The sequence below is a fragment of the Dermabacter jinjuensis genome, from assembly GCF_902381725.1.
GTDB lineage: Bacteria > Actinomycetota > Actinomycetes > Actinomycetales > Dermabacteraceae > Dermabacter > Dermabacter hominis.
In genome coordinates this window covers 403,708-424,548 of sequence record NZ_LR698963.1, presented here as the reverse complement: position 1 = coordinate 424,548, position 20,841 = coordinate 403,708, and the positions used below count along the sequence as shown (strand labels likewise).

The following is a 20,841-nucleotide window of genomic DNA, read 5'->3' as shown; positions in this document are numbered from 1 at the left end:
TGTGGGTACTTCAGCGGCCTGCGGAACCGGGGCTTTGGGGGTCGCTATCGATACTGGCCTGGCCTTTGTAATGTCGAGAATCGGCGCCTTCGGGACTTCGGGAGTTTGGCTCGCGTATCTCGGGCTGCTGGCCTGGCCTACTTTGTTGCGTAGATGAGCCGTTTTGAAACGTTTGGGCGTTTGCGGCAGGGCTCTTTTTCCTTTTGCGAGCGATGACAATGAGAGCCGTGATGGCGAGAGCCGCAAAGAAGAGGAGCGCAAGTGCCACCGCGATAGTGATGACGACAATGAGCCACGGGAACCCGGGGCCCTCGGACTTGATCTCGTAGTCCGAGAGAAAACTCTCGATACTGCTGATTTGAACCTTGTTGCCGCTGATCCTGCCGACGTTCGATTCAGTAACCTTGCCTGGCATGACGATGGTGACGCTAGTCATGAAGGCGCCGAGAGAGAGCCGCTCGGCGATTTCAGGGGCAGGCATGATCCCCTTCAGTGTGTAGGTGTTCGAGTCCTTGTCGTAAGTGAGGATCTGCTTGAGCTGTTCGGGATCCTCTATCGTAGTGGTGAATTCGCACTCGAAGATGTCGCCTGTTTCGGTCAGCTTGGTCTTGAGTGTGCCTTCGAAGGCTGGTCCACCAGCACCCGTCGTATCTTTCGAGGTACAAACACCCGCGGGTTTCATGCCGTATTTTTCAAGCATCGAACTGTACCCCCGAGCAACGCCTTCGAGGACAACTTTGTCGGCGCTTTCCACTGTCATGGTTGCTTTGAGGTCCCCGCAGCCGGCGATGAGGAGGAGAAAAGGAATCACTAAGAGCGCAGCGAACTTTCTCAGGGGGTTCGACTGAGTCGTCGTCATGGGGAGACCTTGCGTGTAAAGGGACGGGCGCGGCTGTACCCTATCGCACAACCATGGTCTTATTCTTCGCCTTCCCGTGAAGCTGAGCCAGGCGGCATGCCCTCGCCGAAGACGGGGGAGGCTTCGGGGCGTTTGGGATGCACGGCATCTCCCGAGCTTTCGCCGCGGATGCGCCGCATTACCCAGGGGCCGAGGTGATCGCGCGCCCACACGAGGTCCTTTTCTGCTGCCTGGCGCCACGTGCGCTGCGGCGGGTCGTGGGGCGTAAATTCGCGGAGGTTATTCGGGACGTCGAGAACGGCGAGGACTTCGCGCGCAATCGTGTGGTGCCCAAGAGGTGAAAAATGCAGGCGGTCCTCGGCCCACATGCTTTCGTGAACGAGCTGGCGCGCAGCCCACATATCTACGACGAACGCGTTGTATCGTTTGGCGATCGTGCGCATGTTTTCGTTGTAGATCGCGGAGCGCCCACGGATGAGGTTGAGAACGGGGGTGTTGCCGACGTCGGGCCCGGTCCACAGGATGATGTCGGTGCCTGTCTCAGCGAGGCGCGCGACGGCGACGTCGATTTCGGAAGCGATCTCGTCGGGATCGCCGCGCCGGATCACGTCGTTGCCTCCCGCAAAGAAGCTCACGAGATCCGGCTTGAGATCAATCGCGGGCTCGAGCTGCTCGTCAATGATTTGTTTGTAGAGCCGGCCGCGGATCGCGAGGTTTGCGTAGGCGAAATCGGGGCATGTGCGCCCGAGCTCTTCGGCGACGCGATCTGCCCAACCGCGAACCCCTCCGGGCACGTTCGGATCGGGATCGCCGATGCCTTCCGTGAATGAGTCACCGATGGCGACGAATCGCCGCCACGGATGGAGGGGGGTGGTTGGGATGCTGCTCATGCTACCTCCAGAAGGTCAGGAGCCCGCCGCCCGCGAGAAGGATGCCGATGCCAACGGCGAGGTTCCAGTCGCCAATGGGGAGCGGGTACTGCGCGCTCGAAATGTAGTACACGACCATGTACAGGATTCCGAGGATGAGGAGAGTGACGGCGGTGGGCACGAGCCAGGCGGGGCTTGGCTTGTAGGCTTCCGCGGCGCTTTCTTGAGCGCGGCGTGAGCGGCGGGTTTCGGCCTCGGCGCGAGTCACTCGATCCCGTGCAGGCTGGTTCTGCTGGGTGGGGATAGTCGAGGAACGCCGAACTTTCTTGGCCATGGGGCACCTTTCACAACAGTCACGGATGCGCCGGGCCGCCCCGAGGGGTGGGTGCGGTGCCGGCAACGGCATATATTAGGGTACAGTGCGCGGAGGAATAGGTTGGTGTTATTCCGACGCCTGCCGATTAACCCCCTGCCGAATCGGAGACATTGTGCCTTCTTCCCGCCATAGGCGAGCGCCCGAGCGTAAACGGAGCGTGGCCTCGAGCATCATCGGTGTGCTCGGTGAACTGTTGATTACCGTCGGAGCTTTCCTCCTTCTTTTTGTTGTGTGGCAGCTGTGGTGGACGGATGTCATCGCTGACCGCGAGCATGCCGTGATCATCCAGGAGCTCCAGTCGAAGTGGGGCGGGCCTGCGCCGAAGACGGTCGCGCCACCTGAAAAGGGCGAACCGCCGAAGATCGAGAATGTCAAAGAAAACGAGGTGTGGGGGGAACTCCACGTGCCGAAGTTCGATAAGGTCACGTCTCCCATGGCCGAGGGCGTGAGCATGGAGAAGGTCCTTAATGTGATCGGCAACGGGCACTACCCCGGCACGGCCCTCCCGGGTGAAGTGGGGAACTTCGCTTTTGCGGGCCACCGTTCTACATATGGGCGTCCACTTCACGACATCGCGCGCCTTCAGCCCGGTGACCCGGTCATCGTTGAGGGGCCGAAGGCCTATTACGTGTACTACGTAACGGGATCGGAAATTGTGAAGCCGAACGATGTGCAGGTGATCGCCCCGGTTCCGAATAAGCCGGGGGAGGAGCCAACGGAACGGATGCTCACCATGACGGCGTGCCACCCCATGTATTCGGTTGCGGAGCGGTACATCACGTACGCGAAGTATGACCACTGGGTTGATCGCAGCAAGGGAATCCCGAAAGAGCTCGCGGAGGTTAAGAAGTAATGTACGGCTGGCTCTACCGGATTATTCCTGGCCCGTGGTGGGTCAAGGTCTTGGTGCTTTTGATCGTGTTCGCGGCGATTGTCGTGCTGCTCTTCGGGTGGGTGTTCCCCGTGATCGCACCGTACATGCCGTTTAACCAGGTCAACCAGGGTACGATTTCAGCGCTCGGCGCCCTGTAGCCGCGGCGTCGACAACGGCATAGGCAGTCCCTGCTTTACGGGGTCTACCTCCCTTTCCTCCCCCTCAGTGAGGGGCCGCAGAGGTGAGCAGCGGCGCGAGAGTGCGGGCTCGCTCGCCAGCCCCCGTTCCGTCTCGACCTTCTGCGAGTTCGAGGAAGTGCGCGAGGATCGTGTGCCCGCCGTTAGTAAGCACGCTCTCCGGGTGGAACTGGACACTGTGGAGCGGGAGGCTCCTGTGTGAAAGCCCCTGGATGCTGCCGTCGTCGGCGCGAGCCGTGATCTCGAGAACTGCCTCGTCGACCGTGTCGGGCACGACAGCGAGCGAGTGGTAGCGGGTCGCCTGAAACGGTGAGGGCAGCGACGCAAACGGCCCTTGGCCTTCGTGGTGGATGAGGCTTGTCTTGCCGTGCATGAGCTGCGGCGCATGCGTCACGGTCGCCCCGAAGTAATGGCCGAGACACTGAAGCCCGAGGCATACCCCAAACATAGGAGTCGACGTGCGGGCACATTCACCGATCACGTCGAGGCTTCGCCCGGCGGTGAGGGGGTTGCCAGGACCTGGGGAGATGAGAACGCCGTCAAATCCCGAAAGATCGGGGACGCCGGACGAGGTTTCAGATACTGCGTCGTTGCGGACAACTATGCACTCGGCACCCATCTGCTCGAGATACCCGATGATCGTGTACACGAACGAATCGTAGTTATCGACCACGAGGATGCGGCACGAGGTGCCGGTGGGGTCAGTTGCCGCCATTGCCGCGGCCTCGCCCGTTGCCGGCTCCATTTCCATTGCCATTTCCGTTGCCGTTGCCATTGCCGTTTCCTTCACCGTCGACCGGAGTGACCGAAGGCGCGGCGGGGGTTGTCGTCGCGGTCGGCGTGGGGGTAGGCGTGGGCTCAGGGCCCTTCGACACGATGATCGTGACGCTCGACCCGGACTTTACCTCGGAGTTGACCTCCGGATTCGTGCGGATCACCCGGCCCTTTTCAACAGTCGGGGAGAACTCCTCCTGCACCTGCGTGCCGAGATTAAGCTCAGGGACGCTCAAGCGTGTGCGCGCTTCCTCGAGAGTTTGACCCACGACATTCGGAATGGTCACGGGGCCGGCTTCAGCCGCGACGACGAGGCGCACGGTCGAGCCCTTCATTGCGGTGCCGTCGGCGGGCGTCTGTTCGAGAACGGTGCCGACGGTTTCCCCATCCTTTGCCTCGCGGCTCGCCACGGTGACCTCGAACCCGGCATCCTTGAGAGCCTGTTCGGCGTCGGCCTGAGTGAACCCAACCACGCTCGGGACGGTGAGCTGACCGCTCGAAATCCAGACTTTAACGGCGCTGCCTTGCGGGGCGCTCGCGCCGTCGCCCGGCTCGGAACGGATCACAACATCCTTATCGAACTCGGTTGAATCTTCGGTGCCGGCAACGGTCATCGTGAAGCCGGCGTCCTCGAGAGCCTTCTGTGCCTCATCCTTCGTGAGCCCTTCGAGCTTAGGCACGCTGGCGGAGTCCGGGCCGCTCGAGACTACAACGTTGACGGTAGAGCCCTTGACGACCTGGGCCTTTGCTTCAGGATCGGTTGAGATGACGAGCCCTTCGTCAACCTCTGTGCTCGCCTTTTCAGTGAACTTCGGGGTGAGCCCTGCTTCGGTAAGGGTGCGCTTCGCATCGTCTTCCGCCATGCCCACGACCGACGGTACGCTCACCTGTTCGGGCTCGCGATTCTGCTGCGCGATGAACCACCACGCGGCGCCCGCCACAATAAGCAGCAGGAGGATCAATCCGGCGACCCACGCGCCCACGTGGCGTTTCTTTTCCTCTTCCGGCGCAATCTCATCGAGCGCGCTTCTCGGCCCCTGCGGCGTGGGCGACGCTTCCGCCGCGCCTGCAGGAGCGGACGGGGCCATCGGAGCCGTATGCGTGGGAATGACCTGGGTTTCCTGGTCCTGGAACGCCGTCGTGTTCTCAAACTCCGTGGGGCTCAGCACCTGGGTTGCCGCTTCGGCACTAGCGGGGCCCGCAGCGCCTGCGGCAAGGGTGCCAAGAATCCGCGGCTCGCGGCCCGCCGCAGCGTCGCTAATATCCTTCGCGAAATCAGAGGCGCTTTGATACCGCACCTCGCGGTCCTTCGCGAGGCCGTGGAGCACGACGGCATCCATGAATTTGCTGATGTTCGGGTTGTAGGTCGAGGGGACCACCGGAGTTTCGCGCACATGCTGGTACGCGATCGACACCGGCGAGTCGCCCGTGAAGGGCGGGCGACCCGTGAGGAGCTCGTAGAGAACAACTGCCGCGGAGTACACATCGCTGCGCGCATCCACCTGCTGGCCACGCGCCTGCTCCGGCGAGAGGTACTGTGCAGTGCCCATGACGGCTTGCGTCTGGGTCATGGCCGCGGTCGCTTCGGATACCGCGCGTGCGATACCGAAGTCCATGACCTTGACCTCGTTGTTCTTCGTGATCATGATGTTGCCGGGCTTGATGTCCCGGTGAACGATTCCCGCGTTATGTGAGTACTGGAGGGCGCCCAGCACACCCCCCATAATCGCGCACGCGCGTTGCTCGCTCATGGGGTTTTCCGCCGAGATGAACGATCGAAGCGTGTCGCCCTCGACGTACTCCATGACGATGTAGGGGATCGTCACCTCTTCGCCCGTGGGCTCAGTGCGGTGGTCCTCGCCAGTGTCGTAGACGCCCACGATCGTGGGGTGGTTGAGACCCGCGGCCGACTGTGCCTCACGGCGGAAGCGTTCCTGGAAGTGGGGATCGCGCGCGAGGTCCGAGCGCAACACTTTGAGGGCGACCGTGCGATGCAAGCGCGTGTCGCGCGCAAGATACACCTCAGCCATGCCGCCACGCCCAAGGAGACGCCCAATCTCGTAGCGGTTACTGAGTAACATGCGGTCTTCGCTCACGATGCCACCGTAGCCTTCCTCAAGAGTGCGCTCACATCAGCGCCCGTCCATTCTAATGAGTGTGTACTCGCACCAAGGGATACCGTTCCGGTTGCCACGAGAATCGCCACAATAATGGCGATCGCAACGACGGCGATCACGATCAGAAGTGGCAAGCTGACCCTACCGACACTCTGTCCCGTGGATGTTCCGCGCCGCGCTGCTGCCCTGTGATCACGACTTGCGCTACTCGCAGAGTTAGCGCTCGCCGCCGAACGCGCGCTCGGTGCCGACGCTGCCGTGGACGAGGACCTGATGGTGACCGGCTTTGAGCCGACGCCCGCGAGCGGCATCGCCGCCGTTCGGGTTCCAGTGGGCGAAATCGGGTTCGCCGTGCGCGAGTTGGCTTTCGAGGTGATTTTGCGGCTCGAATGGCCGCTGTCGCGCTTGGAGGCGGAGGCGGAGGCATCGGAACGCCCGCCAGAGGCGCGCACGCTGCTCGTCCCGAACCGGGGCTCCTCGCCTCGTTCGATCGAATCGAGAATGCGGGCGACAACCGCTGCCGACCTAGGGCGATTGGCGGGCGCTTTCGCGAGCATCATCATGACGAGACGGCGCAGGTCCGGGTTGATGCGCTCGGGAAGCTCCGGTGGCGCCTCCTTAACCTGGGCCATCGCAATCTCGACTTGGCTCGTGCCCGTGAATGGGCGTGAACCGGTCAGCATTTCGTAGGCGACGATGCCGAGCGCGTAAATGTCGGAAAGACTCGTAGCTTGCTTGCCCATGGCCTGCTCGGGAGACAGGTATTGGGCGGTGCCCATGACCAGACCGGTCTTCGTGAGCTTCGCCTGGTCGTTGGAGCGGGCAATCCCGAAGTCGGTGATCTTGAGCGCCCAGTCGTTCGTGTCGTCCACGAGAACGTTCTCCGGCTTGACGTCGCGGTGGACGACGCCTTTGACGTGCGCGGCATCCAGCGCTTTCGCGAGTTCCTTGAGCACGGCGATCACGCGATCTTCGTCGAGGCCGTCTGGGTTTTCTTCGATGATGTCGGAGAGAGGGCGGCCCTTCACGAGCTCCATGACGATATAGGCGCGCCCGTCAAGCTCTCCGTAGTCATAGAGGCCGGCGATCGCGTCGTGCGCGAGCGCGGCGGTATGGCGCGCCTCGGCGCGGAAACGCTTGAGGTAGCCCTCTTCGCCCGCGAACTCTTCGCGCAGAACCTTGACGGCAACGGGGCGGTCGAGCTCCTGGTCCTTGCCTTCCCAGACCTGGCCCATGCCACCCGTGGCAATGAGGCGAGTGAGTTCGTAGCGTCCTTCGAGAACGAGTCCTTTACGTGTTTTCATGCTATTCCTCGATCACTGCCTTCATGAGGTCTCGCGCGATGGGGGTGGCAACGGCGCTTCCGTAGCCCCCCTCCTCGACGACAACGGCCACCGCCACCTTCTTATCGCCCTTCATGGCATAGCCAACGAACCACGAGTGCGGCTTTTTCCCTTTCGCCCACTGCGCCGTTCCGGTTTTCCCGCCGACCTCGGCGCCGTCGATCTGAGCGCGCTTTGCCGTTCCATCCGTCACCGTTGCTTCCATCATTTGCCGCATCTGCGCGGCGTGAGCGGCGGACAGCGGCTGGCTCTTCTCGCGCGGAGCGAGTGCCTTGACCTCTTTGAGGTCGCCCGTGCGAACAGACTTGACGAGCTGGGGTTCCATGACGATGCCGTCGTTGGCGAACGAGCCCGCCATCATTGCCATCTGCAGGGGGGTCACCTTGTCCTCGTATTGCCCGATCGAGCTCAGGGCGAGTTGTGCATCGTCCATATCGGAGGCCATCGACGATGGTGTCACCGAAAGCGGGATCTGCATTTTCGTGCCGAATCCGTATTCCGCGGCCTTGTTCTTCAGAGCGTCTTCGCCGAGCTGGACGCCGAGCATCGCGAACGAGGTATTGCAGCTTTGCTGGAGCGCCGACTGCAAGCTCGACACGTCGTTCGGGCCGCACGGGGAAGTATCGCCGTTCGGGTGGTTCGACATCGACGTGGACGAGTTCGGGAGCTGATAGCTTCCGGGCCCGGGAATTTCCGATTCGGGAGTGTAGCTGCCGGATTCGAGCGCTGCCGCGGCGACGAAGAGCTTAAACGTCGAGCCCGGCGGGTAGAGGTTACCCGCAATCGCCCTGTTATTCAGAGGCTTATTTGGGTCGTCATTGAGTTTGGACCACGCCTTGCGGACAGACTTCGAATCGTGTGAAGCCAGGGCGTTCGGATCGTAGCTCGGGGTCGAGACCATCGCGAGAATCGCGCCTGTATCGGGGTCGATTGCAACGGCCGCGCCGCGATGGTCGCCGAGAGCCTCGTAGGCGGCCTTTTGCGCCTTCGCATTGATCGTGAGTTCGACTTGCGCGCCCTGGGGGTCGTGGCCCGAAAGCACGGTCATGAGGCGGTCGTAGAAGAGAGAATCGGCCTTGCCCGAAAGCTCTTCGTTCATGGCTTTTTCCATGCCGCCGAAGCCGTACACGACGCTGTAGTAGCCCGTGACGGGTGCGTACAGGCCCGGCTCAGCGTATTCACGCTTGAGCCCGTAGCGGTTGTTGACTTTCGTGCTGGAGGCAACGGCAACACCGTCGACGACGATCGGCCCGCGCGGCCGCCCAAACTCGTTGTAGATCGTGCGCGCGTTGCGGCCGTTCGCGTTGAGTTCCTCCGCTTTGATGACCTGGAAATAGGTGGTGGAGCCGAAGAGGAAGAGGAGCAATACGGTGAGCACGAGCGAGACGTGGCGAAGCGGTTTGTTCATGCTGTGACCTCCGCACTCATCGCGTGCGGCGCGCGTTGATCGGCCGCGACGTGCTTTTCGGTTTCGCCAAGGCTGCGTGCCGCGGGCCTTCGTGCGGCGTCGCTCAGTTTCATGAGGAGCCCCACGATGATCCAGTTGGCCACGAGGCTTGAGCCGCCCGCGGCCATGAAGGGAAGCGTGAGGCCGGTCAGGGGAATCACGCGCGTCACGCCACCCACGACGATGAACGTTTGAAGGCCCAGAGTGAACGAGAGCCCGGCCGCGATGAGTTTCCCGTAACCGTCGGAAATGCCGACCGCTGCGCGCAGCCCGCGCTGCACGATAATCGCGTAGAGCGTGAGAAGCGCGAACACGCCCACGAGCCCCACCTCTTCGGCGACCGACGCGAAAATGAAGTCAGACTGCGCGAACGGAACGGTGTCCTGGCGGCCTTCGCCGAGGCCGACGCCGAACAGGCCGCCATTCGCGATGCCGAAGATGCCGTTGTTAATCTGCCCGCAGTTGCTGAAGTTTCCGCTGCCCATGGGGTCGAGCCAGCACTCGAAGCGGCGCTGCACGTGACCGAGCTTGAGCACGTAGTAGATTCCCGGGGGTGCGAACATGAGGGCGCCGATGATGAACCAGCTCAGGCGGTCCGTTGCGGTGTACAGCATCACGACGAAGAGCCCGAAGAACAACAGGGACGTGCCAAGGTCATTTTGGAAGACGAGAACGGCGGTCGCGCCGGCCCACGCGAACAGGAGCGGGCCGAGATCCGACCAGCGGGGCAGGGTAATGCCAAGGACGCGCGGTCCCGCTAGGGCCAGTGTGTCGCGCCTCGAGACGAGGAAGCCGGCGAAGAACATCGCGAAGAGGATCTTCGCGACTTCGGCGGGCTGGAATGAATAGCCCGCGATCCGGATCCAAATCCGTGCGCCATAGTTGGCGGCGCCAATGCCGGGGGCAAGCGGCAGGAGTAGGAACAGGAGTCCGACGGCACCTGTGATCCAGGTGTAGCGACGGAGCTGGCGGTGATCCCTCATGAGCATGAGCACGACGGCGACGCACGCGAGGCCGAGCGCCGTCCACATGACCTGGCGCGAGGCGAAGCCATGCCCCCAGGACGTGTATTTCTCGTAGACGAGATCCACGCTCTTGATCGTGGCGAGGCCGATGAGGTTGATCAGGAGAGCGGTGGGCAGGAGCAGCGGATCGGCATACGAGATGCGCGCTGCCGCAACGATGTACACGATGAGCGCCCCGACACCGAGCCCGCCAATCTGCCACCAGGTTGATGTGGCGATCTGTTCATTGCGCCCGAGGTCGACGAGGACGTTCGCGCCGAGACCGATCGCGAAGGCAGCCAGAATCAGAACAAGGTGCAAGATGCGCCGTGTTCGTGCCTGGTAGCTGATGACCGTCGCCATTAGCGCCCGCCGTCCGAGGGAGCCTGGCCGGTTTCGGCCCCGCCGCCACTATCGCTTGCGCCGGCCTGCGGGTCTTTCGAGAGGCGCCCCTCCGCCGCGAGCTGCGCGACGATGCGGTCGGCGTCGTCTCTGTTCTTTGCGCTGATGGTGTTTGTGACCTGGGTTTGAGTCACGGGCTGAAGGTCGCTGAGGACCACATCGGTGACGGCCTCTTCGTGGGAGAGCGAGAGGGGGCCGAGGTCCTGCGCGATGCCCTTGTAGATGACGACCTGTGAGCCGTTGGTGCCGACGTAGTACTGATCTTGCGTCCAGTTGTAGGCGAACCAGGCACCACCGACGAGAAATGCGGCGATGAGGGTGAAGAGTGCCGCCACCGGCCAGTTCGAGCGCCTCGGGGGCTCCTCTTCGTAGTCTTCGTCTTCGTACGGCGCCTCTTCGCGCGTGAGCGCGGCGGCGCGTGCGGCGGGTCCCGTCGCGGCGGTGGGGCGATGGCGGTCGCGCGCGGCGGCACCAACGACGATGTTCCCACTCGAGGGGCCGGGATCGCCCTTATGAAGGTCGTCGATGTCAATGACGTCGGCGATGACGCACGTGATGTTGTCGGGGCCACCCGCTTTGAGGGCGAGTTCGACGAGGTGTTCGGCGCATTCATCGGGGTCGTCGATGCTTGAGAGGACGTCGCTGATGGTTTCGAACGAGACGAGTCCCGAGAGGCCATCGGAGCACAGCATCCAGCGGTCGCCTGGGACGGCTGGTTTGAGGCTCAGGTCGAGTTCGGGATCGGCGTCGACATCACCGAGCACGCGCATGATCATGGAGCGCTGCGGGTGGCGTTCGGCTTCTTCCGGGGTGAGGCGCCCTTCGTCGATGAGGCGTTGCACGAACGTGTGGTCTTTCGTGACCTGGGTGCACGTGCCTTCGCGCACAAGGTAGGCGCGCGAGTCACCGATGTGGACGAGCGCGAACTTATTGCCCGCGCGCAAGAGCGCGGTGACGGTCGTGCCGAGGCCCGCGAGAAGGGGTTCTTCGCGAGCGCGCCGCAGGATGGCATCGTTTGCGTCAAGGACGGCGCCCTCGAGTGCGGCGACGATGTCGGTTCCAGGTGCGTCGGTTTCGAGCTCCGAAAGCGTGCCCACGGCGACTGAGCTGGCGACGTCGCCACCGGCGTGGCCTCCCATCCCGTCGGCGACGACGAGGAGGTGGGAGCCGGCGTAACCGGAGTCCTGGTTGTTCGAGCGTACGAGCCCGACGTCTGTTTTCGCTGCGTAGCGCAACGCGATGGTCATCGGGGGCCTCGCCTCAATTCAATCTGAGTGTTGCCGATCGTGATGGCGGCGCCTGGCTTGAAGGGAGCGGAGGCTCCTTCGAGGGGCTTGCCAGCGAGGGTCGTGCCGTTAGTTGAGCCCAGGTCCTCGACGTACCACTCGCCGTCGTGAGGGAATACGCGCGCGTGGCGGTTAGAGGCGTATTCGTCGGAAAGCACGAGGGTGCATTCCGGGGCGCGGCCGATGAGGATCGGCGAGGCCGCGAGGCGGATCGTGGTGCCGCGAAGGGGGCCTGCGGTGACGACCAGCTGGGTTTGAACGGCGTTCGGATCGGTGGTTTTTTGACCCTGCTGGAGAGCGGAAGGGTCGCTCACCGTGCGTCTCTCGGCGCCTGCTTTTCGCCCGCTTCCGCCGCGCGTGATGACCGTGGTTCCGAAGAGGTCATTGCGCAGGACGAGGAGCGCAACGATCACGAAAAGCCACAGCGCAACGACGAAACCGAAGCGCAGGACGATGAGGGTTAGCTCGCTCACGCGGACCTCACCACTCGGAGGGCGCGCCCGTAGGCAAAATGACGGTGAGACGCGTGCGCCCGATGCGGATCGTCGCGCCGTCGGGGAGCCCGGTGGGGGTCGTAATGCGCTCGCCGTTCACGAAGGTGCCGTTCGTGGAGCCGAGGTCCGTTGCGGTCATCGATGTGCCGTCAACGCGGAGTTCAAGGTGGTGGCGGCTCACGCCCGTGTCGTCGAGGATGATGTCGCTATCGCCGCCGCGGCCGATCACGGTGACGCGGCCCGTGAGGAGGTACTGCTGGCCGTCGATTTCGAGGATCGGCTGGAAGTTTTCGCCGCCCGTCGTCGCCGGTGCGAGCGAGGAGCGCTCGGTGCTCGATTCGGTTTCGAAGCGCCCGGCCTTGACGTCATCGTCGCGCTTGAGCGCGACGGTTACGTTCCCCACAAACAGGTATTTCTGCTGATCGGCGTGATCGACGAGGATCCGCTGGAGTTCATCAACGAGGGTGTCCTCCCACGAGGCGAACCGTTCGTAATCCACCGAGTTGAGGTACACGGAGTACGTGTTGGGTGCGAGCGTGCGGGCACGGTCGAGGACCTGAATCTGATCGTCGCATTCGCGCTTGAGCCCTTGGGCGAGGTCGAGTGGCTTGATGCTGCCGCCGCGCGAGAACACGTTCGACACTCCGCGGTCGAGGCTGCGCTCGATTCGGTCGAGAAAACTCAACGTGGGTCTCCTTGGGTAAACGTCGTACGCCGCGAGTCTATCGCGTGTCATGCACGCACGATTCGTTCAGATGTAATGATGTGGTGGAGGATTGGTGCATGAGTGATGTGCACGCGAATCCCGCCCACGTTGATCCGGAGTCTCTTGAGCCGCTTCTTTCGTCCTTGAGTTTTGATTCGGCCGTTGGCCTCATCAGTTCCGACGGTCGCTTAATCACCGCGTACGGGGATCTTGACCGAGTGTTCCCGCTCGCGAGTGTCTCGAAGCTGATCGCGACGTACGCCGCGCTCGTCGCAATCGATCGCGGAGCCCTTGCCCTTGATGACGCTGCAGGTGAAGAGACTCCGCAGGGCTGCACTGTCGAACACCTGCTCGCCCACGCCGCCGGTTACGCGTTCGAGGGCGGGGAGTTCCTTGCCGCGCCGGGAAAGCGCCGCATGTACACGAATGCGGGCATCGAGCAGCTCGGGCGCGTCGTCGCGCGCGCCGTCGAAACGGACTTTGACCGGTGGGTGCGCGAGAGCGTGACGGAGCCGCTCGGGATGGAGACCGTCGAGGTAGCCGGCTCGCCCGCCAAGGATTACCGCGCAAGCATCGAGGATCTTCTTGTACTTGGCCGGGAGTTCTTGACTCCCACGCTCATTTCTTCCGAGCTCGCTGAATCAGCGCATCGCCCCCATTTCCCGGGCCTTTCCGGTGTGCTTCCCGGTTACGGCCGTCAAAGCCCGAATGACTGGGGTCTGGGTGTGGAGATCAAGGGGAAGAAGGAGCCGCACTGGACGGGCGCGCTCAACTCGGCCCGCACGTTCGGGCACTTCGGGCAGTCGGGGTCGTTCCTCTGGGTTGACCCGGAAGCGATCCCGGGTGGGCTCAGCGCGGCATTTTTGTCGTCGAAGCCGTTTGGCGAGGAGCACGCCGGCGTGTGGCCCGCTCTCAACGACACCCTCGTTCGCGCGGCGCGAGCTCGTTCCTGAACAGCAATAGTGTTCATTAGGTCACTATTGTGGAGTGACGACACGAGGCGAGAGGACGAGCAATGCAGCAGGCCATCAACGAGGCTAGGGACCGAGGGCTCCGCATTATTGTCGCGGGCGGTGACGGTTTTTGCGGCTGGCCTACGGCGCTGTACCTCTCGAAGCAGGGGCACGAGGTCACGATTATTGACTCCCTTGTGCGTCGCGACATCGATGACGAACTCGGCTCGAACTCAGTGACCCCGATTCTCCCTCTCGAGCAGCGCGTTGCCGCATGGGAGGAAGTCTCGGGCGCACGTATCGACGTTCGGATCGGCGATCTTAGCGACTACGACTTTCTGAGCGCAATCGTGACCGAGGTGCAACCCGAGGCCTTCGTGCACTTCGCCGAACAACGAAGCGCCCCGTACTCGATGATCGACCGCGAGCATGCCATTTACACGCAGCGTACGAACGTCGAGGGGACGCTCAACGTGCTCTGGGCGATCCGCGACTACGCCTCCGAATGCCACCTCGTGAAGCTCGGGACGATGGGCGAATACGGCCAGCCCAACATTGACATCGAGGAAGGTTTCATCGAGATCGAGCATCGCGGCCGCACTGACCGACTGCCGTTCCCGAAACAGCCGGGCAGCTTCTACCACCTCTCCAAGGTGCACGACAGCGACAACATCATGTTCGCGTGCAAGATCTGGAATATCGCCGCAACCGACCTCAACCAGGGCATCGTCTACGGGCTCCACACGAATGAGACCCGCATGGACCCCCGCCTCGTAAATCGCTTTGACTATGACGCGGTGTACGGCACGGCGCTCAATCGCTTCCTCATTCAGGCCGCCGTCGGCCACCCCCTCACGGTGTACGGGGAAGGCTCCCAAACACGTGCGTACCTCAATATCGAGGACACCGTGCGGTGCATCGAACTCGCGTGCACGAACCCCGCGCAGCCTGGAGAGTTCCGCGTGTTCAACCAGTTCACCGAGTCCTTTAGCGTCGAGGAACTCGCCGTCAAAGTCGTCGCAGCAGCCTCGACGCTCGGGATCGATGCTCAGATCAATCACGTCGAGAACCCGCGCGTCGAGAAGTACAACCACTACTACAACGCGGTCAACACTCGCCTCATTGACCTCGGCCTTGAGCCGCACCTTCTTACGGAGGGTGTGCTCGCCGAGATTCTCGAGGTGGCCCGCACACATGCGGGGCGTGTGAGGAACGAGCTGATCCTCCCGAGCGTGACGTGGCGCTAGCAGACTCCGCCGCCCGCGGCCGGATGCGCGTGCTCCTCGTGACCGAGACGTTCGTGCCGAGCGTCGACGGGGTCGTCACGCGCCTGAGCCACCTCGTCGATCATCTCCTTAGCGAGGGGCACGAGGTGGAGATCATCGCGCCGGGGCTCGGCATCGACGAATACGAGGCAGCGTCGGACCCCAAGAACTCACGCCGGAGCCCTGGCGCCCCCATTCACGGCGCCTCAACCGTGCGCGTGCCCTTTTACCCGAGTCGGCCCTGGTCGCTCCCCACACCCTCGGTGCACCGCATGACCGAGCGAGTGGTGCGGGAGTTTCGCCCCGACGTCATTCACGCCGCTCAGCCGATCCTGCTGGGACGCGCGGCCGTTCGCGCCGCCCGCCGACACCGCATTCCTCTCGTCGCGAGCTACCACACGAATCTTCCCGCCTATCTTTCGCGCTACCGCGCATGGGCGTGGAGCGCACCACTCATCGCGCGCGCAACCCGCCGCATGCACCGCGATGCCCAGATCAATGCCGTCACGAGCGAGGCCATGCGCAGCGAGGCTCGTGCACTCGGGCTCGAGCACGTGCACGTCGTGCGCAGGGCAGTGGACACGCGCCTCTTCCACCCCGGTGATAGCCCGACGGCCGCTTTGCCTTGCGACAACCAAGATTCCAGGTTGCGGCTGCTTTTCGTCGGGCGGCTTGCGGCCGAAAAAGACCTCACCCGACTCGTGCCCCTCATGCACCGCCGCGATGATCTAGAGCTCACGCTCGTGGGCGATGGGCCACAGCGCGCCAACCTCGAACGCGACTTTCGCGGGACCCGCACGCGTTTCGCAGGAGTTCTCCGCGGCGAGAAGCTCGCGCAGACCTACCGCGAGCACGACCTGTTCATATTCCCCTCCGTGACCGAGACGCTTGGCCTCGTGCTACTGGAGGCGATGGCCTCGGGCCTGCCGCCGCTCGCCGCACGCTCAGGCCCGACGATGGAGCAAATTGTTGATGGCGACACGGGGTTCCTCTTTGGCGACGAAAATGAGCTTGAGCAGATTCTCGATGCCCTCGCACGCACGAGCGGGAAAGAGCTTCGCTTGCGCGTCGCAGCGGCGGCACGGGCCGAAGCCGAAAAGCATTCGTGGGCAGCCGCGAGCGAGGACTTTGTGAGCCTTTACCGACGTGCTATCCGGGGCGAGTAGAGGGGATTAGATCTTGGCCGCGTAGGTGATGACGTGCTGCGTATCGGTGCTTTGGGCAACCACGTAGCTCTCACCGGATTCATCGTGGAGGACGCGGATCAGCACCGAACCCTCATAGCGGTTAACGATCGCCGCCTCGGCGTCGTGTGGATTTGCCGCGGCGCGATCGGCGCTCGTCTCGACATCGGAAATGACCTCGCCGAAGGCCTTCATATATGCCGAGCCATCACCCGTCGGATCTTTGTGCAAGTCGAGCACCCCTTCCGGGAAGGTACCGCGGGCTGCGGAATCTTCCTCATACCTGCGCGCCCCGGCTGTCGCGTAGGTCTCCCACATTTCAGGGGTGTCCTGTGTGCGAGAGCCGGGCAGGCTCGCGGCCTCGGGCGTGAAGAGTGACTCGTCAAACTTTCCGTCTGGGTCAGCTTTTGAGGGCACGTATCCGTCACCCGGCGACGCTTCGGATTCGCTCACGCGCCCCTCTTCGGGGATAGTCGTAGCGCTTTGTGTTGCCGTGGCGCTTTCGGAACGCGAATCCGGTTCGGGTGCGGAGCCGCCCGAGCACGCTGCGCACGCGCTTACGAGCAGGGCGGCCGTTGCACACACGACCCGGCGAGTCACCTGTTGCACTAGAAGGGCCTCAGAACGTACGGGTCAGCGTTGCGACCGGGAAGGTTCCGGGTGTACGAGCGAATGTGAACGCCAGGACCCCAGGAATGCAGCATCTGACCATTGCCCAGATACATCGTCATGTGACGGATGGTGCCGCCGGAGTCTCGGTAGAAGATCCAGTCGCCGCGCTGAATCTGCGAGATTGGCACCTTGCGGAACTTCTTGGAGTTGTAGAAGTAGTGCGTCGAGAGCCAGTTTGCACCGGCATGTTGTTCGGGCGTTACCCCCGTCTCGAGACCGGCGGCATTCATTGCCTGGATAGCGATGCCTGAGCAGTCGTAGCCTAGTTTGTAGCCGCCGGCACCGCCCCAAGTGTAGGGCGAGCCTACCTGCGAACGCGCAAAATTCACCATGGTGTCGATGCGCTCTTGACGGCTTGCAGTGATTCCTACCTTGGGTTTCACAGTGAAGCCATCCGCGTACCAGCTCACGCCAGTGCCTAGCGAATCCCACGTGCGCTTATCCACGACACCGGTTACGGGCAGACCTCGCTTGCGCTGCCAAGACTTGACGGCTCGGATCGTTTTCGCGTTCATCGTTGCACTGTGGCCATTTGAGTAGATCCCGAGGCGTTTTTGGACAGCGGCTACGCGAACGCCGTTCCAGCCCTTGGTGAGGTTGTGCCCGCCGCGAGAGGTCGTGGGATTATTCGTGGGGCCGAAGTAGTAGGGATTCGCGGGCTCCCAGCCCACGACCCCTGTCCCATTCGAACGCGTCCAGTACAGAACTCCGTTCTCGAAGTTTTGGCGGAACTGCCCCTTGTAGGTGTACTCGTTCGAGATGGGAAGACCGAGGAAGCCCCGCTCAAAGCCGCGCTTGGCGTACTGGTTGAGCATGCCCGAATGGACGCCGTAGGCGCCCGTGCGCGGATGCCAGTACATCTGCCCGTTCTCGAAGTACTGGATAACGACTCCATTGTTGAGGGTGATTTCACCGGTGCGAGGCAACCCAAAGGCGCTCTTCGGCCCACCCAGGCTTACGTAGTTTGCGTGGATGGCATGCTTGGTGACCTCGGTGATGCCGTTGCGGGAGTTCCAATAGATCGTGCCGTTTTGGAAGTTCTGCGCGCGGCCGCCGCGTACCGAGTACTCCTCCGACGTGGGGAAGCCAAGTTCACCACGTTCGTAACCGTGCCGGGCCCAAATGCCGAAAATTGCACCCTTGCGGGAAATGGCATGCGCACCTGGGCGCCCCGAGTAGTACACGTGGCCGTTTTGGAAGCGCTGATAATAGCCGCCTCGAGTCTTGGTTTCGTTCCCCGTGGGCAGGCCAAGCCAACTGTTCGCCCCACCCAGTGAGTCGTAGTGGCCACCGATGCCGCCCTTGGTTACCCACACATTCTTCGTGGCGAAGTCGAAGTACAGGGTTCCCCCTGTGAATTTTTGCGTAACGCCGCCGGGCACTCGGATCTCATCGGTCGACGGGTATCCGAGCCATCCGCGGGTATGGCCGCTGCGCTTCCAGAACGTTTCGAAGGCGCCGCCGCGGTTGACGGCGTGTGCTCCACCGTTGCCCGGGGACCAGTAGAGGTCGGCATTCTCGAAGTGCTGGACGTAGCCACCGCCGTTGAGTTTTTGCTCGTTGGACGTGGGGTTACCAATCCAAGAATCCGCGCCTCCGGTCTCGTCCCAATAGCCGCGCATCGCGCCGACGATGGCGAAGCGTGGCGTGCGTTCGGGGGTCGCGCTGAACGTTTGGATGCTCGGCGCGGGCTTCTCTGCGGGCGCATCGGTGGTGGATTCCTCCACGGAGGTGGTTGTGGAGTCGCGTGGTGCGGGTGCCGATTCGCGAGGCGCAGGGGCCGGGGTATCGTCCGTGGATGTAGGGGCCTCGAGCGGCGCGTCGGTGTTGTTTTCGCTGGGAGCCTCCGTGCCGGGAGTTTGATCGGCCGGGGTTTCCTCAACAGGGGTTTCAGAGGAGGCCGGTTCCGAGGGGGTCGGCGTGGGGGCCTCGGTCGTCGAGAGGGTCGGTTCGTCGGCTGGATCGGAGGGAGAAGCCTGCACGGCGAGCGGGGTGAAGGTGACGCCGGCGGCGAGGAGGGCTGCCGAGATGCGTCGGCCGGTAAGAGAGGAGAGGGGGTACACGGGACCTCGCTTAGGGGATAGGAAACGTCTTTATGCTAGGTCACCGCTGCGCGTTTCCGGTATGAAGGGGTCCTTCTGGAGCAAATCGTAGTGAAATCGTAATAAACGAAAGGCGAAGAGGGGTGCGCGCTACTTCTTCGTGCCGTACAGCAGCCAGGTTGGGCGCGTGGTTGCGATCCAGCGCATTCCCGCGACCGCGAGGATTGACACGATGCCGAGCAGGATCGCTGGGGTGTAGTTTCGCGTTGCGGGCTCGGTCTCCGGTTGCAGCGCGAGCGTGAGCGCCACGGCAACCCCGACGGTGGCTACGCCAAGGACGATGCCGACGATCATGAACGTGCGCGCGAATGTGCGCAGCCACGCCTCGCCGTCTGCTGGGTACCCCACTCCCGCGCGGTGTTTCTTTGCGGCGATGCCCGCGATGCATCCCGCAACGAGCGCGCCAATCACCCATGCGACGAAAAGTCCGAGCGAAAGCCACCACGTGATTTGCGAGGCGGCAAGCCCTGCGAGGACGCCCGCGAGGGCGCCAAGCAGACCGAGGCGGGCGAGGAAAGCCGCGCCTTCGGCGTCGGTGTCGAGGTTCGGCGGGAAAGCCGCGAACGCGTCGGCACCGTAGCCTTGGGCGTTCCAGTCCTGCGACTCGCTCATGAGGTCATCCCTTCGGTGAGGCCGCTGCCTTTGCTGCGGCGGGCAATGCGGCGATGATGCGTTCAAGGATATCGGGAGTGTGGGCCCTAGAGACGAAATACGCCTCAAACGCGCTCGGCGGCATGTAGATGCCCTGGGCGAGCATCGCGTGGAAGAACCGAGCGAAGACATCGGTGTCCTGGGACTTTGCGTCCTCATAGCAGCGCACGTCGCGATCGGTGAAGAACACGGAGAAGAGGGTGCCGAAGCGGTTGATCGAGTGCGGCACGCCTTCTGTGCTCAGCGCGTCGTCGAATGCAGAAATGAGGGTTGTTGCCGAATCGTTGAGCTGCGCGTAAAGCGCGTCATCGAGCTGGCTCAACGTCGCGATGCCCGCGGCGGTTGCGAGGGGGTTACCCGAGAGAGTGCCCGCTTGATAGACGGGGCCGAGGGGGGAGAGGCGTTCCATAATGTCAGCCCGGCCGCCGAAGGCGCCTACCGGCATGCCACCGCCGATGACCTTGCCGAAGGTCACGAGATCCGGCACGACGCCATCGATCCCGTGGGCGCCCGTCGCGCTCGCGCGAAAGCCGGTCAGGACCTCGTCGACAATGAGGAGCGCATCGGCCGCGTGCGCCTCATCGAGGAGGAATGCATTGAAGTCGCCCGGGTCGATGACGCCCATGTTGCACGGGGCTCCCTCGGTGATCACCGCGGCGATGTTCTCTCCGTGTTCGGCGAACGCTTCGCGCACCGCCTCGCGGTCGCCGTAGGGAAGCACGAGAGTTTCGGCAGCCGTCGGATCCGTGACCCCCGCAGAACCCGGCAGTGAGAACGTGGCAACGCCCGAACCTGCCTCCGCGAGCAGCGAATCGACGTGGCCGTGGTAGCAGCCCGCGAACTTCACAATGAGATCGCGCCCCGTGAAACCGCGCGCAAGTCGCAGTGCGCTCATGGTTGCCTCGGTTCCCGAGTTCACCATGCGAAGCTTTTCGACCGCGGGGACGCGGTCAATCACGAGTTCGGCAAGGCGAATCTCGCCCTCGTGTGGAGCGCCGAAGCTCAGCGAGTGCGCCGCGGCTCCAGTGACGGCGTTCACGACGGTCGCCTCGGCATGGCCGAGAATCATGGGCCCCCACGAGCCCACGAGGTCCACGTATTCGTTTCCCTCAGCGTCCGTGAGGAGCGCACCGTTGCCACTCACGAGGTACGGGGGAGTGCCGCCCACGCTCCCGAAGGCGCGCACGGGCGAATTCACCCCGCCGGGAATGACGTGCTGCGCGCGGGCGAAGAGTTCGGCGTTCGTGGGCATCAAGACCTCCTATT

General features: G+C 63.3%; 20 protein-coding genes. 5 read left to right on the top strand and 15 right to left on the bottom strand.

Translation table 11 applies throughout. The annotated features are described in order from the left end of the window. Positions 1–10: 10 nt before the first annotated feature. Genes FXY94_RS02035 through FXY94_RS02025 form a run of 3 tightly spaced genes read right to left on the bottom strand, consistent with a single transcriptional unit; the run spans position 11 to position 2,062 of the window. The gene (locus FXY94_RS02035) at positions 11–859 is read right to left on the bottom strand and encodes a hypothetical protein (protein ID WP_016663351.1); all 849 of its coding nucleotides are present in this window, start codon (positions 857–859) and stop codon (positions 11–13) included. 59 nt (positions 860–918) lie between these two features. Further along, complete coding sequence (locus tag FXY94_RS02030; RefSeq protein ID WP_016663350.1) at positions 919–1,749, bottom strand: SGNH/GDSL hydrolase family protein; 831 nt, start codon at positions 1,747–1,749, stop codon at positions 919–921. 1 nt (position 1,750) lies between these two features. Then, on the bottom strand, positions 1,751–2,062 hold the full coding sequence (locus tag FXY94_RS02025; protein WP_016663349.1) for a cell division protein CrgA: 312 nt from the start codon (positions 2,060–2,062) through the stop codon (positions 1,751–1,753). A 199-nt stretch (positions 2,063–2,261) separates the two neighbouring features. Here FXY94_RS02025 and FXY94_RS02020 point away from each other — a divergent pair, with 199 nt between their 5' ends. Together FXY94_RS02020 and FXY94_RS02015 are read left to right on the top strand one after the other, a co-directional pair. Further along, positions 2,262–2,957 (top strand): class E sortase, encoded by a 696-nt coding sequence (locus FXY94_RS02020; protein WP_016663348.1) that lies wholly within the window; start codon positions 2,262–2,264, stop codon positions 2,955–2,957. Further along, positions 2,957–3,136, top strand: coding sequence for a hypothetical protein (locus tag FXY94_RS02015; protein ID WP_016663347.1), 180 nt, complete (start codon positions 2,957–2,959; stop codon positions 3,134–3,136). Before FXY94_RS02020 ends, FXY94_RS02015 begins: the two co-directional genes overlap by 1 nt. 64 nt (positions 3,137–3,200) lie before the next feature. Here the strand turns inward: FXY94_RS02015 and FXY94_RS02010 are convergent, their stop codons facing one another. The 8 genes from FXY94_RS02010 to FXY94_RS01975 are packed head-to-tail and all read right to left on the bottom strand — an operon-like array spanning position 3,201 to position 12,778. After that, positions 3,201–3,890, bottom strand: a complete 690-nt coding sequence (locus FXY94_RS02010) for an anthranilate synthase component II (protein ID WP_040386722.1) — start codon at positions 3,888–3,890, stop codon at positions 3,201–3,203. Further along, positions 3,877–6,045 carry a Stk1 family PASTA domain-containing Ser/Thr kinase gene (gene pknB, locus FXY94_RS02005; RefSeq protein WP_141740563.1) on the bottom strand — a complete coding sequence of 723 codons (2,169 nt, stop codon included), beginning with the start codon at positions 6,043–6,045 and terminating at the stop codon, positions 3,877–3,879. The genes FXY94_RS02010 and pknB overlap by 14 nt, the downstream gene beginning before the upstream one ends. Continuing rightward, on the bottom strand, positions 6,042–7,370 hold the full coding sequence (locus tag FXY94_RS02000; protein ID WP_016663344.1) for a serine/threonine-protein kinase: 1,329 nt from the start codon (positions 7,368–7,370) through the stop codon (positions 6,042–6,044). Before FXY94_RS02000 ends, pknB begins: the two co-directional genes overlap by 4 nt. Before the next feature lies 1 nt (position 7,371). Continuing rightward, complete coding sequence (locus FXY94_RS01995; protein ID WP_016663343.1) at positions 7,372–8,817, bottom strand: peptidoglycan D,D-transpeptidase FtsI family protein; 1,446 nt, start codon at positions 8,815–8,817, stop codon at positions 7,372–7,374. Further along, positions 8,814–10,223 (bottom strand): FtsW/RodA/SpoVE family cell cycle protein, encoded by a 1,410-nt coding sequence (locus FXY94_RS01990; RefSeq protein WP_016663342.1) that lies wholly within the window; start codon positions 10,221–10,223, stop codon positions 8,814–8,816. Before FXY94_RS01990 ends, FXY94_RS01995 begins: the two co-directional genes overlap by 4 nt. Continuing rightward, positions 10,223–11,509: a PP2C family protein-serine/threonine phosphatase gene (locus tag FXY94_RS01985; protein ID WP_016663341.1), complete on the bottom strand. Its 1,287-nt coding sequence runs from the start codon at positions 11,507–11,509 to the stop codon at positions 10,223–10,225. Before FXY94_RS01985 ends, FXY94_RS01990 begins: the two co-directional genes overlap by 1 nt. Continuing rightward, a complete protein-coding gene (locus FXY94_RS01980) occupies positions 11,506–12,021 on the bottom strand; it encodes an FHA domain-containing protein FhaB/FipA (protein ID WP_016663340.1) in 516 nt (171 codons plus the stop codon). Before FXY94_RS01980 ends, FXY94_RS01985 begins: the two co-directional genes overlap by 4 nt. Positions 12,022–12,028: 7 nt before the next feature. Further along, the gene (locus FXY94_RS01975; protein ID WP_051120598.1) at positions 12,029–12,778 is read right to left on the bottom strand and encodes an FhaA domain-containing protein; all 750 of its coding nucleotides are present in this window, start codon (positions 12,776–12,778) and stop codon (positions 12,029–12,031) included. 47 nt (positions 12,779–12,825) lie between these two features. Here FXY94_RS01975 and FXY94_RS01970 point away from each other — a divergent pair, with 47 nt between their 5' ends. The 3 genes from FXY94_RS01970 (at position 12,826) to FXY94_RS01960 (ending at position 16,132) form a co-directional block, all read left to right on the top strand. Then, entirely contained in the window at positions 12,826–13,701 is an 876-nt protein-coding gene (locus FXY94_RS01970; RefSeq protein ID WP_016663338.1) for a serine hydrolase domain-containing protein, read from the top strand. A gap of 62 nt (positions 13,702–13,763) precedes the next feature. Continuing rightward, on the top strand, positions 13,764–14,948 hold the full coding sequence (locus FXY94_RS01965) for an NAD-dependent epimerase/dehydratase family protein (RefSeq protein WP_016663337.1): 1,185 nt from the start codon (positions 13,764–13,766) through the stop codon (positions 14,946–14,948). Continuing rightward, the gene (locus tag FXY94_RS01960; RefSeq protein ID WP_016663336.1) at positions 14,939–16,132 is read left to right on the top strand and encodes a glycosyltransferase; all 1,194 of its coding nucleotides are present in this window, start codon (positions 14,939–14,941) and stop codon (positions 16,130–16,132) included. Before FXY94_RS01965 ends, FXY94_RS01960 begins: the two co-directional genes overlap by 10 nt. 6 nt (positions 16,133–16,138) lie before the next feature. Here the strand turns inward: FXY94_RS01960 and FXY94_RS01955 are convergent, their stop codons facing one another. From FXY94_RS01955 to hemL, 4 genes are all read right to left on the bottom strand, one after another. Next, positions 16,139–16,759, bottom strand: a complete 621-nt coding sequence (locus FXY94_RS01955) for a hypothetical protein (protein ID WP_016663335.1) — start codon at positions 16,757–16,759, stop codon at positions 16,139–16,141. Further along, on the bottom strand, positions 16,759–18,885 hold the full coding sequence (locus FXY94_RS01950) for an NlpC/P60 family protein (protein WP_016663334.1): 2,127 nt from the start codon (positions 18,883–18,885) through the stop codon (positions 16,759–16,761). The genes FXY94_RS01955 and FXY94_RS01950 overlap by 1 nt, the downstream gene beginning before the upstream one ends. A 129-nt stretch (positions 18,886–19,014) precedes the next feature. Continuing rightward, complete coding sequence (locus tag FXY94_RS01945) at positions 19,015–19,536, bottom strand: hypothetical protein (protein WP_016663333.1); 522 nt, start codon at positions 19,534–19,536, stop codon at positions 19,015–19,017. 4 nt (positions 19,537–19,540) lie between these two features. Continuing rightward, positions 19,541–20,827, bottom strand: coding sequence for a glutamate-1-semialdehyde 2,1-aminomutase (hemL, locus tag FXY94_RS01940; RefSeq protein WP_016663332.1), 1,287 nt, complete (start codon positions 20,825–20,827; stop codon positions 19,541–19,543). Positions 20,828–20,841: the final 14 nt, after the last annotated feature.

Bases quoted from the DNA above. Each gene is read 5' to 3' on its own strand.
- FXY94_RS02035 (WP_016663351.1), bottom strand. From the start codon at position 859: ATGACGACGACTCAGTCGAACCCCCTGAGAAAGTTCGCTGCGCTCTTA.
- FXY94_RS02030 (WP_016663350.1), bottom strand. From the start codon at position 1,749: ATGAGCAGCATCCCAACCACCCCCCTCCATCCGTGGCGGCGATTCGTC.
- FXY94_RS02025 (WP_016663349.1), bottom strand. From the start codon at position 2,062: ATGGCCAAGAAAGTTCGGCGTTCCTCGACTATCCCCACCCAGCAGAAC.
- FXY94_RS02015 (WP_016663347.1), top strand. From the start codon at position 2,957: ATGTACGGCTGGCTCTACCGGATTATTCCTGGCCCGTGGTGGGTCAAG.
- FXY94_RS02010 (WP_040386722.1), bottom strand. From the start codon at position 3,890: ATGGCGGCAACTGACCCCACCGGCACCTCGTGCCGCATCCTCGTGGTC.
- FXY94_RS02000 (WP_016663344.1), bottom strand. From the start codon at position 7,370: ATGAAAACACGTAAAGGACTCGTTCTCGAAGGACGCTACGAACTCACT.
- FXY94_RS01995 (WP_016663343.1), bottom strand. From the start codon at position 8,817: ATGAACAAACCGCTTCGCCACGTCTCGCTCGTGCTCACCGTATTGCTC.
- FXY94_RS01990 (WP_016663342.1), bottom strand. From the start codon at position 10,223: ATGGCGACGGTCATCAGCTACCAGGCACGAACACGGCGCATCTTGCAC.
- FXY94_RS01985 (WP_016663341.1), bottom strand. From the start codon at position 11,509: ATGACCATCGCGTTGCGCTACGCAGCGAAAACAGACGTCGGGCTCGTA.
- FXY94_RS01975 (WP_051120598.1), bottom strand. From the start codon at position 12,778: ATGACACGCGATAGACTCGCGGCGTACGACGTTTACCCAAGGAGACCC.
- FXY94_RS01970 (WP_016663338.1), top strand. From the start codon at position 12,826: ATGAGTGATGTGCACGCGAATCCCGCCCACGTTGATCCGGAGTCTCTT.
- FXY94_RS01965 (WP_016663337.1), top strand. From the start codon at position 13,764: ATGCAGCAGGCCATCAACGAGGCTAGGGACCGAGGGCTCCGCATTATT.
- FXY94_RS01945 (WP_016663333.1), bottom strand. From the start codon at position 19,536: ATGAGCGAGTCGCAGGACTGGAACGCCCAAGGCTACGGTGCCGACGCG.
- hemL (WP_016663332.1), bottom strand. From the start codon at position 20,827: ATGCCCACGAACGCCGAACTCTTCGCCCGCGCGCAGCACGTCATTCCC.